Genomic DNA, 12,861 nt, shown 5'->3' with positions numbered 1-12,861 from the left:
TTAGAAAAGTTATACAAAAATTTAGAGAATACTTAATCCTTTTCGTGGAAACTATGCTGAAATTTTCACTTGACTCTTTTTTTCTTTATGATATACTTAACTAGTAAAGAATTAACTGGTTAATCAGAAAAGGAGCAACATGAGTCAATTAGCACATGAAATGGATCATTTCTTAAATGAAATCATTTTAAAAGCCGAGAATCAGCATGAGATTTTGATTGGTTCTTGTACAAGTGGAATGCCTTTGACAAATACTCAAGAGCACATCTTGATGTTGCTGTCTGAGGAGTCGTTGACAAACTCAGAGTTGGCGAAGCGCTTAAACGTCAGTCAAGCAGCTGTAACAAAGGCTATCAAATCGCTCATCAAACAAGAAATGCTGGAACCTTTCAAGAATCAGAAAGATGCGCGTGTTATTTTTTATCGGTTGACAGAATTAGCGAAGCCAGTTGCCGTGGAGCATCATCATCATCATCAGCATACATTGGAAATTTACGAAAAAATCGCCAATCAATACACTCCTAATGAGCAAGCTACCATTCAAAAATTCTTGGAAACCTTAGTAGGAGAAATCGGAAAATGAGATATATCACAGTTGAAGATTTATCCTTCTATTATGACAAAGAGCCTGTGTTGGAGCATATTAACTATTATGTGGATAGTGGTGAGTTTGTGACTTTGACAGGTGAAAATGGAGCAGCAAAAACGACCTTGATCAAGGCTAGTCTTGGGATTTTGCAGCCTCGATTTGGTAAGGTGACGATTTCTAAGACGAATACAGCTGGCAAGAAGTTGCGGATTGCTTATCTGCCGCAGCAAATCGCTAGCTTTAATGCAGGCTTTCCAAGTACTGTCTACGAATTTGTAAAATCGGGTCGTTATCCACGAAAAGGTTGGTTTCGTCGTTTGAATGCGCATGATGAAGAACATATCAAGGTCAGTCTGGACGCCGTTGGCATGTGGGAACATCGAGACAAGCGGATTGGCTCGCTTTCGGGTGGGCAAAAGCAGCGGGCGGTCATAGCGCGCATGTTTGCTTCAGATCCGGATATTTTTGTCTTGGATGAGCCAACAACAGGGATGGATGCTGGTAGCAAGGATGAATTTTATGATTTAATGCACCATAGTGCGCATCGGCACGGCAAGGCTGTGCTGATGATTACGCATGATCCAGAGGAAGTTAGAAAATATGCGGACCGCAATATCCATTTGGTGCGAAATCAAGATTCGCCATGGCGGTGCTTCAACGTTCACGAGAGTGATCAGGAGGTGAGCCATGTTTAATTTACTAACTTATGATTTTATGCAACGGGCTTTTCTGGCTGTGATTGCTATGAGTTTGTTCTCACCTGTGTTAGGAACGTTTTTAATTCTACGTCGTCAAAGTTTGATGAGTGATACACTTAGTCATGTGTCGCTTTCAGGAGTTGCATTTGGCTTGGTATTGGGTATTTCACCTACAATTTCAACAGTCATTATCGTGATGATTGCGGCAGTTTTTCTAGAATATTTGCGCACTATCTACAAAGATTTCATGGAGATCGGAACAGCCATTTTAATGTCGACAGGACTTGCTATTGCTTTGATTGTGATGAGCAGGGGCAAAAGCTCCAGTTCCATGAGCTTAGACCAATATTTGTTTGGTTCTATTGTCACGATTAGTACAGAACAAGTGATTTCACTATTTATTATTGCGACGATTGTACTTATTTTGACTTTTCTCTTCATTCGTCCGATGTATATTTTGACCTTTGATGAAGATACAGCCTTTGTGGACGGTCTACCTGTGCGTACTATGTCTATTCTATTTAATATCGTGACAGGTGTTGCCATTGCTCTCATGATTCCAGCGGCAGGTGCGCTGTTGGTATCGACCATTATGGTGTTGCCGGCAAGTATTGCTTTACGGCTTGGGAAAAATTTCAAATCTGTTATTCTATTAGCTAATTTTATCGGATTTGTAGGTATGATTGCTGGATTGTATATTTCTTACTATGCTGAAACGCCAGCCAGTGCAAGTATTACGATTATTTTTGTCGGCGTATTTTTACTAGTGAATCTATTAAAAAAATTTATCAAATAGGAGTGAAAAATGAAGAAAATTGGTCTATTAGTAGCAAGCTTACTAAGTCTCTTTTTAGTGGCTTGTTCCAATCAAAAAAGCGCAAATGGGAAGCTAAATGTTGTGACAACATTTTACCCAGTTTATGAATTTACCAAGCAAGTAGCAGGCGATACTGCCAATGTCAAACTCTTGATTGGTGCAGGAACAGAACCGCACGAATACGAGCCTTCTGCCAAAGCAGTTGCAACGATTCAAGATGCAGATACTTTCGTTTATGAAAATGAAAACATGGAAACTTGGGTACCAAAATTGCTTAAAACCTTGAAAAAAGGTAAAGTGAATGTGGTGAAGGCGACTGGGAAGATGTTGCTACTGCCTGGTACAGAAGAAGAAGGAGATCATGATCATGGTAAAGAAGGACATCATCATGAATACGATCCCCATGTATGGTTATCACCAAAACGTGCCATTAAAATGGTGGAAAACATTCGCGACAGCTTAAGCAAGAGTTATCCGGATAAGAAAACCACTTTTCAGAAGAATGCAGCAGCTTACATTAAGAAATTAGAAGCTCTGGATAAGGAATACGCAGCGGGATTGGCAAATGCCAAACAAAAGAGTTTTGTGACACAGCACGCAGCCTTTCGTTATTTAGCGTTAGACTACGGTTTGAAGCAAGTGCCTATTTCAGGACTTTCACCAGATAGTGAGCCTTCAGCGGCACGTTTGGCTGAATTGACAAAATATATTAAGAAAAACAATATCAAGTACATTTACTTTGAAGAAAATGCTTCTCAAGCACTGGCATCTACTTTGGCAAAAGAAACAGGTGTGAAGTTGGATGTGCTCAATCCACTTGAAAGTCTAACAGAAAAACAAACCAAAGACGGGGCAGATTACATTTCAATCATGAAGTCCAACTTGAAAGCCTTGAAAAAGACAACCGATCAAGCAGGCGCTGAGATTTCTGCTGAAAAAGAGGAAAATACGAAGACTGTACAAAATGGTTACTTTGAAGATAGTGCTGTCAAAGACCGTACTTTGTCTGACTACGCTGGTCAATGGCAATCCGTCTATCCATATTTGCAAGACGGAACTTTAGATCAAGTCTTTGACTACAAAGCAAAATTAAGCGGTAAGATGACAGCAGCTGAGTACAAGGCCTATTATGAAAAAGGCTATAAGACAGATGTGTCTCATATCAATATCACAGATAAGACTATGGAATTTGTAGTTAACGGACAAAAGAAGAAATATACTTATAAATATGTTGGTAAGCATACATTGACGTACTCTAAAGGAAACCGAGGCGTGCGTTTCATGTTTGAAGCGACAGACCCAGATGTAGGTAAGTATAAATACGTTCAATTTAGCGACCATAATATTGCACCAACGAAAGCAGCGCATTTCCATATCTTCTACGGTGGTGAAAGCCAAGAAGCCCTCTTTAACGAATTAGAAAATTGGCCAACTTACTACCCAACGAAATTAAATGGACAAGAAATCGCCCAAGAAATGCTTGCGCATTGATAAAGACACAATTTCTATACAAAAAGAGAAAAATCGAGTTGAGCAATCTTCTCGATTTTTTTGCTTGACAAACTCTGATTACAGATGTAAACTATAAAAGAATTTATAATTACAATTGTAATCAGAGAAGAGATGAAACAAAATGGAACAACAAAATATTAGTCAGGCAGAATGGCAAGTTATGCGTGTTTTGTGGGCGTATCCTCATAGCAGAAGTACTGAGGTGGTGGAGCGTTTAGAAGCTGATTTTGATTGGAAACCGGCTACTGTTAAAACCTTACTTAATCGTCTGAAAACCAAAGAGTTTATTTCAATGGAAAAAATTGAAGGCAAATTTTACTATGATGCTCTGATCTTAGAAGATGAGCATTTGGAAAATAGTTGGCGAACCTTACTTGACAATATGTGCAATACCAAGCATGGTGATTTAGTGATTTCAATACTAGAAAGCAATCAATTCAGTCAAATGGATTTGTCCCGAATTTTGGATGTTGTAAAAGAAAAGCAAGTTCAAGCGCCGGAGACGATTCAGTGCAATTGTCCACCAGGTCAATGTACTTGTGGCGCGCATTGTCAAGATGACACGAATCAATCGAAAATGGCGGAGTAAGAAATGGAAAAAGACAAAAAAGAGTATAAATTATCCGGTATGACCTGTGCAGCTTGCGCGATGACCATTGAAATGGCCGTCAAGGAACTTCCAATGGTTGAGGAAGCTACTGTGAACTTGGCGACGGAAAAATTGACAGTTTTTCCCAAAGAAGGATTTGCAAGCGAGCAAGTCTTAGAGGCTGTGAAAGAAGCAGGTTACCAAGCGGTAGAAAAAGGGGAACAAAAGCAGTCGGATTATGCAAAACAGGCTGCAGAGAAAGAAGAAACCGTGCGCCAAATGGCGCGTCAGATTTGGTTTGCGGCAGGAGCGACCGTGCCACTCCTCTATATTTCAATGGGGAGCATGATTGGCTTGCCGTTCCCCTCCTTTTTAGATCACATGACGCATCCCATTGCCTTTGTGGTGGCGCAGTTTTTCCTTACTTTGCCAGCGATTTGGGTTGGTCGCGGTTTTTATGTACGTGGTTTTCGGAATTTGGCAAAACGGCATCCGAACATGGATAGTTTGATTGCTGTAGGAACGAGTGCAGCCTTTCTGTATAGTCTATACTCGGTTGTTCAAGTTTTACTGGGGCATCATACTTTTGTACACCAGTTGTATTTTGAATCAGTTGGTGTGATTATCACTCTTGTTTTACTGGGGAAATATCTGGAAGCCAATGCCAAGGGTCGAACTTCGCAAGCGATTCAAAGTTTGATGAGTTTGGTACCCGACCAAGCGACCGTTATTCGCTATGGCGAAGTCGTCGCAATTGATACAGAAGACATCAAGGTTGGAGATATTGTGCGGATCAAACCGGGAGAACGTATGCCAGTAGACGGTGTGGTTATCTCTGGACAAACCTATGTAGATGAGTCCATGATGACAGGTGAAAGCGTTCCTGTCGAAAAAAATGTCGGAGATGTGATTACCAGTGCCACTATGAATCAAACGGGTTCTATTGACTATGAAGCAACCAAAGTCGGTTCGGACACAACCTTGGCTCAGATTGTTCATTTGGTAGAGGAAGCGCAAGGCTCGAAAGCGCCTATTGCGGCTATGGCAGATAAAATCTCGCTCTACTTTGTACCAATTGTCTTGGGCTTGGCAGTTTTAGCAGTTCTGTTGTGGTACTTTCTGGCGGGAGAAAGTCTGCAATTCTCGCTTTCTATCTTTATTGCGGTTTTGGTCATTGCTTGTCCCTGCGCGCTTGGGCTAGCTACTCCGACGGCTATTATGGTCGGCACGGGGAAGGGCGCTGAAAATGGCGTCTTGATTAAGTCGGGGCAGGCTCTTGAAGCGGCTCATTTGGTAGATGTTATCGTTCTGGATAAGACAGGTACAATTACCGAAGGGAAGCCAAGTTTGACGGATGTGTTAACCTTTGGTGATGTCACACGGGAGAAATTGCTGCATTTGCTTGCAAGTAGTGAGCAACATTCAGAGCATCCGCTGGCAATTGCTATTTTAGAAGCCGCTAAAGCGGAAGCTATACCATTAGCATCGGTAACAGATTTTCAAGCGATTTCAGGTAAAGGGATTATAGCTCAAGTAAAAGCTCAAGAAATTCTAATTGGGAATGAAAACTTAATGAGACAATACCAAGTCGAGCTCGGAGAATATATCTCTGACTTGATTTTCTTATCGCATCAAGGAAAGACGGCTATGTTTGTTGCTTTGGATAGACAATTGGTTGGGCTGATAGCAGTCGCTGACCAAATCAAAAAAAATAGCTGTAAAGCTATTGCTGAATTGCAAAAAATGGGCTTAGAAGTGGTGATGCTGACAGGGGACCGTGAGGAAACAGCTCAAGCCATTGCAAGAGAAGCTGGTGTCAATCAAGTCATTGCAGGAGTATTTCCGGACGGCAAAGCAGATATCGTCAAGAATTTGCAAGCGCAGGGGGAAAAGGTTGCCATGGTGGGTGACGGGATCAATGATGCACCTGCTCTGGTGCAAGCTGAAGTCGGGATTGCGATTGGTTCTGGAACGGATGTGGCTATTGACTCAGCCGACATTGTTTTGATGCACAGCGACCTTTTAGATGTGGTGACAGCCATTCGCCTCAGCCAAGCAACGATTAAAAATATCAAAGAAAATCTGTTCTGGGCCTTTGCCTACAATACTCTAGGAATACCAGTTGCAATGGGGCTCCTGTATGTATTTGGCGGCCCACTGCTCAATCCTATGCTAGCCGGTCTTGCCATGAGCTTTAGCTCGGTTTCTGTCGTCACCAATGCGCTGCGTTTACGGCGCTTTAAAATAAAATCATAAAAGGAGTTCATCATGAAACAAATCGTCACTTTAGAAAATATATCTTGTCAAAATTGCGTAAAACACGTCACTGAGCACTTCCTAAAATTAGAAGGTGTATCGGACGTTCAAATTGATTTAGATACAAAGGCTGCTACTGTCACGACCGATCACACTTACAGCGCAGCAGATTATCAGGCAGCACTTGCTAAAACAATTTATAAAGTTGTTACTGTTGCATAATTAAAAACGGACAGGCAAATATACTGACGCTTGTCTGTTTTTAATTTTCTTTCTTTAATCCCTCTTCAAAACTTTCGGAAAAGGCTTCAATACTTAGTTTTTCAAGTGTGAAAGGGTGTGTGAACGTTAAGCGATGAGCATGGAGCATGAGACGTTTTGCTTTTTGCGGATTGTACAATGGATCGCCAACGATAGGATGCCCATGATGAGCAAGGTGTACACGGATTTGATGAGTTCGCCCAGTTTTAAGTTGACACTTGATAAGGGTGTTGTTTCCAATTTCTTTGAGCTTAGTGACCTGCGTTTCAGCGTATTGACCGTTTTTGTTATCCACTAGCCGTTTTCGCCGATCGTGACGGTCACGCCCGATTTTATCTGTATAGATTTGACGTTTTTTGGGGAATACTCCTTGTACCAAAGCCCAATATTCACGCGAAATTTCCTTGTTTTCTAGCAATCGATTTAAGATTGGCAAGATAAAAGGATTTTTAGCAAAAAGGACAGCCCCACTAGTTTCCTTGTCCAAGCGATGAACGACATAGCACGTACTTCCAACATAAGCAGAGACATGATTTAAAAGCGCCAGCTCTGCCGGTTCATTGGCATGTGTTTTCATACCTTCAGGTTTATTGACAATGATGATGTGTTCATCTTGGTATAATTCTTCCACAAGATTAGCTTTGCCCATTAAAATAGACTTTTCTGGATAATCTTCTTCGTCAAAAATCAATGTAAATTTATCATGTGGGTGGATAATGCTCTGCCAGTTAATCGGTTTTTGATTGACGAAGACATGTTTTTTGATACGCAAAAAATGGCGAATCTTTCGTGGAATCAGAAACTGTTCTTCCAGCAGTTCTTTGACTGTCATCTCTGGCAGACCTTGTGGAATCGTAATTGTAAAATGCATGATTTTATTGTAACAAAATAGTAGATGATTGCAAATAGTCAGCTAACTCTTGAACAATTTCTTAAAGTTTTCTAAACGAAACGCTTGATAAGAGGTCCTTTCTTGTCTGGATATGGAGAAGGTGATAGAATAGGGATATGAAAAAATTGAGTGAATTATTTGAAATAGTAGTGAATCATTTTAAAAAGGAAAGTCCTGAGCGCAAGCATCAAGAGGTGACAGAGGCGGAAGAAAGCGAATCGCATTTGAGCCGTTCTGGAAAAAGTCGGAAAAAGCCGATTTCTCAACATCCATTTTGTCGATTTTGGCGTCGCTATCACCTGACGAAGATTGTCTTGATTTTGGGACTTGGTTTTGGCTTGGTGACAGGAGGCTATCTCTTTTATGTTGCCAAATCCACTAATGTGAATGATTTGCAGAATGCTTTGAAAGCAACGACATCTATTTATGATAAGGACGGCAAAAAAGCGGGCAGTTTGTCAGGGCAAAAGGGAACCTACGTAGAATTGTCCCAGATTAGCCCGAACTTACAACATGCCGTCATTGCGACAGAAGACCGTTCTTTTTATAAAAATAGTGGGATTAACTACGGTCGTTTTATCATGGCGATTTTGACTGCGGGACGTTCTGGCGGTGGATCCACCATTACGCAGCAATTAGCCAAAAATGCTTACCTATCTCAGGATCAGACTATTGAGCGGAAAGCAAAGGAATTTTTCCTTGCCTTGGAATTAACCAAGAAATATAGTAAGAATCAGATTCTCACCATGTACCTCAACAATTCTTACTTTGGAAATGGTGTATGGGGCGTAGAAGATGCCTCTAAAAAGTATTTCGGAGTATCTGCTAGCCAACTGACACTAGATCAAGCAGCTACCTTAGCAGGAATGCTTAAAGGACCGGAACTATATAATCCGCTTGCTTCTATCAAAAATGCAACCAATCGGCGCAATACCGTTCTGCAAAATATGGCAGCAGCAGGTTATATCAGTCAAAATACTGCGAACCAAGCAGCAGCAAATGGTTTGGGCAGTCAATTGGTAGATGCTTACACAGGAAAATCAGCAGATTATCGTTATCCGTCTTACTTTGATGCGGTTATCAATGAAGCAGTTCGAGATTATGGCTTAACAGAAGCTGATATTGTCAATAACGGCTACCGTATTTACACAGAGCTAGACCAAAATTACCAAGCTAGCATGCAAGTCATCTATGATCGCGAAGATTTATTCCCGCAAGCAGCAGACGGCACCAGAGCCCAATCGGGTAGCGTAGCGCTTGATCCTAAAACGGGAGGTGTTCGCGCACTTGTTGGGCAAATCAATAGTACCAGTGCCAATTTCAGAAGTTTTAACTATGCCACACAATCTTCAAGAAGCCCTGGCTCGACTATTAAGCCCTTAGCAGTTTACAGCCCGGCAGTTGATGCAGGCTGGTCCATCAATAAAGAGTTAGACAATAGCACAACAACGTATGGAACTTACACCGTGAACAACTATGGTGGGATTCAATCCAGTTCGACTGTGCCAATGTATCAGGCTTTAGCGCAATCCTTAAATATTCCAGCGGTTGCTGCTGCTAATGAATTGGGACTGAAAAAAGTTTTTGAATATGGTAAAAAATTTGGCTTGAATATGGATAAAGTGGATCAGACTCTTGGGGTGGCTCTCGGCAGTGGCGTAACAACCAATCCGCTACAAATGGCACAAGCCTACTCGACTTTTGCCAATAATGGTGTTATGAATGATGCTCATTTGATTACCAAAATCGAAAATGCTAGTGGACAAGTAGTCAAAACTCATAAATCAACTTCAACGCGAGTGCTTAACCGCTCAACAACAGAAAAAATGACCAGTATGATGCTGGGAACATTTACCAATGGTACCGGTGTTTATGCTGCTCCTTACGGCTATGACATGGCTGGGAAGACAGGAACGACAGAGACTGACTTTAACCCAGATTTATCAGGAGACCAATGGGTTATTGGTTACACGCCAGATGTGGTTATCAGTCAGTGGTTAGGTTTTCCAAAGACAGATGAAAATCATTATCTGACAGGCACCAGTGCCAATGAAGCTTCAGCTATTTTCCGAAGTGTGGCAAATAGTATCTTACCGTACACAAATGGTACGAAGTTCGGTGATGAAAATGCCTATGCAAAAAATGGTATTGCACCGGTTGATACGAGTGGTACAAATAACACTACGAATCAAAGTGACAATCGTTCAGATGTTTTGAAAGATGTGCAGGATAAAGCTAAGAACTTGGTTGACCAAGCTAAAAAAGCAATTGACGATGCTAAGATTTCTGAAAAAGCACAGAATCTTTGGGACACGGTTAAGAGTTGGTTCCAATAGACTTGTCAAAAATGGGCTTTCTTGATATAATAAACAAGATGGAGGCGTTATGGCACTAAAAAAAGCGAGTCTGGCGTGCACGGTTTGTGGATCGAGAAACTATTCAATCAAAGTGAGTAGTACGCCAAAACCAAAACGTCTGGAAGTAAATAAATATTGTAAACATTGCAGTAAATACACGATTCATAAAGAAACTAGATAGGAGAAAGTTGTGAAATTCATTAAAGATACATTTCAAGTATTAAAAGATACAACTTGGCCAACTAGAAAGCAAAGCTGGGTAGATTTTATCTCAGTTATGGAATACACAGCTTTCTTTGTCGTCATTATTTATCTTTTCGACTTACTTGTCACAAGAGGTTTGGTACGATTGTTAAATATCTTTTAAATTTTAGCCTGCTTGTTGTTTTATCAAGTAGGCTTTTATCTTTTATTATAAAAATAGCAGTAAAAAGATTGCATTTGCTATTTTTATGGTATAATAGGGCTAGAAAGAAACCGAAGCCCACAGGCTTTTTTATTTAGGAAAGGAAGAACTCATGGACAGTTTTGATAAAGGCTGGTTTGTCTTGCAGACATACTCAGGGTATGAAAATAAAGTAAAAGAAAATCTTTTACAACGTGCACAAACCTATAATATGTTGGAAAATATTTTGCGCGTAGAAATTCCAACGCAAACGGTACAAGTGGAGAAAAACGGAAAAACCAAAGAAGTTGAAGAAAATCGTTTCCCAGGTTACGTCTTGGTAGAAATGGTGATGACAGACGAAGCATGGTTTGTCGTACGGAACACACCAAACGTAACAGGCTTTGTCGGCTCACATGGAAACCGCTCTAAACCAACACCACTTTTGGAAGAGGAAATTCGCCAAATCTTGATTTCAATGGGACAAACCGTTCAAGAATTTGATATTGATGTGAAAGTTGGCGATACCGTACGTATCATTGATGGTGCTTTTGCAGATTATACGGGTAAAATCACTGAAATTGACAACAACAAAGTGAAAATGATTATTTCGCTATTCGGGAATGATACAGTTGCCGAAGTAAATCTAAACCAAATTGCTGAATTATAATCAAAAAGCAAGCTAGAATCAGTATATGCAGAAATTGATTCCTAGCGTGCTTTTTTATGCTATCTATTTTTATCCAAAATAATAAATTCATTCTAAAACTACTTGTCCACTATTTGCCCACCAACTTTATCAGATTTGATCTGATTTAACCTGACGGAAAATCAAAAAAGCCCGACTTTACGGGCTTTTCATTCGGTTAATTCCTGTTAAATTAGGTACTGAAAGGCGGTAGACGGATTTGAACCGACGATCAAGCTTTTGCAGAGCCGTGCCTTACCACTTGGCTATACCGCCACAACGTTTATTATTTTATCCTAAAAAATCGTTTTCGTCAAGAGTGTAGATTGGTTTCTCTTTGTAAAATTTTAGTGTTTTCCGATTAAATTTAATCATTAAAGTGGTGAAATTATCATTTTGATAAGCCAAAGAAAAGGTTGGATTGATAGTTTTTCTTGCTTTAGTTAAGGTAACAATAAGATAAACTTGTTTAGCTGAACCAACTGACTTCAAAAATATCAGCCACCATCTTCCTAAAAGTAAAGAAGTCATAAGTTAATTTCCCGTTACTTGCTTCCTTTTTTTAATAATTGTATCCATCTCATATGACATTTCTAAAATTAGATGTTCATATTTTTTAGCCATGGGAACTTCTTTAACAAATAAACGTTTCCAGCTATCAATTTGAAAGAAAAAGTGCTAAAATTCAAGTAGAAGTTAGCCAGTCAACAAAAAAATCTGAGGCGACTTGTAGTTTAAAACTTTCTTAGGATAGTTATTAATCCAATTTTCGATGAAAGCGACCAGTTTGTGGGTCGTTTTCTTAACTCCCTTAGGAAGCCATCGTCTGATAAGTCTGTTATGATTCTCGTTTGTTTCTCTTTCCCATGAGGAGTAAGGATGCGCGTAATAGATGTTGTCCTGTGGAAATACCTCAGCTAGTCTATTAAACTCCGTTCCATTATCAGCCGTGATGGATTTGATGGTATCCGTTTCCATAACTGCAGTGACAGCTTGGTTGACCAACTGAGCGGTTTTGTCAGGGATTAGTCGGATAATCTGGTGCCGACTTCTGCGGTCAGTGAGGGTGAGAAGGCACTGATTTTTCTGCTTGGTCAGAATGACGGTATCCATCTCATAATGCCCATTTTCAAGACGTTGGTTGATGAATTCAGGTCGTTCCTCAATCGACTTCCCAGCAGGTTTAAACCGTGGACTAGCTCTCTACTTTTCAGTTTTTGGCTTTCTGGGGTAAATCAAGTCCTTGTAGGTCAGTCCTAGCTGTCCATGATGAATCCAGTAGTAGATGGTAGATATGGGGACATTGACTTTCTTTGCATTGATCATCATTTCGGGAGAGTATTTCTGCTTGATATAGTGCAAGATTTTCTCCTTGGTAGCCTTATCAAGTCGACACTTTCGGACAACTTCTCTCTAGCTGATTCGTAACGACTTTGAGCAGTATCTGCAGAATAGAGCAGTTCAAACTTTCCCTTGAGTACTTGTTGGCGAACCAGCTCACGCTTGATGTCATTATGAATAGTTTGAGGTGCTTTTCCAAGCAAGAGAGCGATTTGACGATTTGATTTTCCCTCGTCCTTCCATTTTTCAATGAAACGGCGCTTAGCTATTGTTAAGTGCTTGCCTTTTTGGGTATAATGAGTAGGCATCTTAAAGAATCTTCTTGTGTTTGTGGTGAACTACAAGTATATCTCTTTGAGATATTTTTTCATACACTCGAAGTGGCCAACTTCATTTTAGAACTATCAAATTGAAAGAAAAAGTTTAAGAAAATAAAAAAAGATAAAAAAAGGTATTGACAAGAAGAGAAGGAGATG

Annotated in this window: 13 protein-coding genes, 1 tRNA gene and 1 pseudogene; 11 read left to right on the top strand and 4 right to left on the bottom strand. The window is 40.2% G+C overall.

Annotated features, from left to right (window positions below):
• The first annotated feature begins 139 nt into the window (after nt 1–139).
• From HMPREF2634_RS01585 to HMPREF2634_RS01555, 7 genes are all read left to right on the top strand, one after another.
• Complete coding sequence (locus HMPREF2634_RS01585) at nt 140–583, top strand: zinc-dependent MarR family transcriptional regulator (protein WP_057489507.1); 444 nt, start codon at nt 140–142, stop codon at nt 581–583.
• Nucleotides 580–1,284 (top strand): metal ABC transporter ATP-binding protein, encoded by a 705-nt coding sequence (locus tag HMPREF2634_RS01580; RefSeq protein ID WP_003027299.1) that lies wholly within the window; start codon nt 580–582, stop codon nt 1,282–1,284. The genes HMPREF2634_RS01585 and HMPREF2634_RS01580 overlap by 4 nt, the downstream gene beginning before the upstream one ends.
• Entirely contained in the window at nt 1,277–2,083 is an 807-nt protein-coding gene (locus HMPREF2634_RS01575; RefSeq protein ID WP_021001197.1) for a metal ABC transporter permease, read from the top strand. Before HMPREF2634_RS01580 ends, HMPREF2634_RS01575 begins: the two co-directional genes overlap by 8 nt.
• 9 nt (nt 2,084–2,092) lie before the next feature.
• Nucleotides 2,093–3,595 (top strand): zinc ABC transporter substrate-binding protein AdcA, encoded by a 1,503-nt coding sequence (locus tag HMPREF2634_RS01570; RefSeq protein WP_021001198.1) that lies wholly within the window; start codon nt 2,093–2,095, stop codon nt 3,593–3,595.
• 142 nt (nt 3,596–3,737) lie between these two features.
• On the top strand, nt 3,738–4,205 hold the full coding sequence (locus tag HMPREF2634_RS01565) for a CopY/TcrY family copper transport repressor (RefSeq protein ID WP_003036942.1): 468 nt from the start codon (nt 3,738–3,740) through the stop codon (nt 4,203–4,205).
• A 3-nt stretch (nt 4,206–4,208) separates the two neighbouring features.
• Nucleotides 4,209–6,461, top strand: a complete 2,253-nt coding sequence (locus HMPREF2634_RS01560) for a heavy metal translocating P-type ATPase (protein WP_021001199.1) — start codon at nt 4,209–4,211, stop codon at nt 6,459–6,461.
• Nucleotides 6,462–6,473: 12 nt separating this feature from the next.
• Nucleotides 6,474–6,683: a heavy-metal-associated domain-containing protein gene (locus tag HMPREF2634_RS01555; protein WP_021001200.1), complete on the top strand. Its 210-nt coding sequence runs from the start codon at nt 6,474–6,476 to the stop codon at nt 6,681–6,683.
• Between the two features lie 40 nt (nt 6,684–6,723).
• Here HMPREF2634_RS01555 and HMPREF2634_RS01550 read toward each other — a convergent pair whose 3' ends face one another.
• Nucleotides 6,724–7,593 carry an RluA family pseudouridine synthase gene (locus HMPREF2634_RS01550; RefSeq protein WP_021001201.1) on the bottom strand — a complete coding sequence of 290 codons (870 nt, stop codon included), beginning with the start codon at nt 7,591–7,593 and terminating at the stop codon, nt 6,724–6,726.
• A gap of 137 nt (nt 7,594–7,730) precedes the next feature.
• Between HMPREF2634_RS01550 and pbp2a the strand changes: the two genes are divergently transcribed.
• The 4 genes from pbp2a (at nt 7,731) to nusG (ending at nt 11,026) form a co-directional block, all read left to right on the top strand.
• Nucleotides 7,731–9,950, top strand: a complete 2,220-nt coding sequence (pbp2a, locus tag HMPREF2634_RS01545; protein WP_021001202.1) for a penicillin-binding protein PBP2A — start codon at nt 7,731–7,733, stop codon at nt 9,948–9,950.
• A 49-nt stretch (nt 9,951–9,999) separates the two neighbouring features.
• Nucleotides 10,000–10,152 (top strand): 50S ribosomal protein L33, encoded by a 153-nt coding sequence (rpmG, locus tag HMPREF2634_RS09625; protein ID WP_003027324.1) that lies wholly within the window; start codon nt 10,000–10,002, stop codon nt 10,150–10,152.
• A 9-nt stretch (nt 10,153–10,161) separates the two neighbouring features.
• Nucleotides 10,162–10,338 (top strand): preprotein translocase subunit SecE, encoded by a 177-nt coding sequence (secE, locus tag HMPREF2634_RS01540; RefSeq protein ID WP_003027327.1) that lies wholly within the window; start codon nt 10,162–10,164, stop codon nt 10,336–10,338.
• A gap of 151 nt (nt 10,339–10,489) precedes the next feature.
• Entirely contained in the window at nt 10,490–11,026 is a 537-nt protein-coding gene (gene nusG / locus HMPREF2634_RS01535) for a transcription termination/antitermination protein NusG (RefSeq protein WP_003027329.1), read from the top strand.
• 223 nt (nt 11,027–11,249) lie between these two features.
• Here the strand turns inward: nusG and HMPREF2634_RS01530 are convergent.
• The 3 genes and pseudogenes from HMPREF2634_RS01530 to HMPREF2634_RS09620 form a co-directional block, all read right to left on the bottom strand.
• Nucleotides 11,250–11,320 (bottom strand) — tRNA-Cys (locus tag HMPREF2634_RS01530).
• A 15-nt stretch (nt 11,321–11,335) separates the two neighbouring features.
• Complete coding sequence (locus tag HMPREF2634_RS01525; protein WP_022526394.1) at nt 11,336–11,575, bottom strand: hypothetical protein; 240 nt, start codon at nt 11,573–11,575, stop codon at nt 11,336–11,338.
• A 165-nt stretch (nt 11,576–11,740) separates the two neighbouring features.
• Nucleotides 11,741–12,693: pseudogene (locus HMPREF2634_RS09620) on the bottom strand (IS30 family transposase).
• Between the last annotated feature and the right edge of the window lie 168 nt (nt 12,694–12,861).

The organism is Streptococcus sp. HMSC034B03, assembly GCF_001838575.1.
Classification (GTDB): domain Bacteria; phylum Bacillota; class Bacilli; order Lactobacillales; family Streptococcaceae; genus Streptococcus; species Streptococcus anginosus.
The sequence above is the reverse complement of the archived record's forward strand: the minus strand, read 5'-3'. Positions and strand labels throughout refer to the sequence as shown.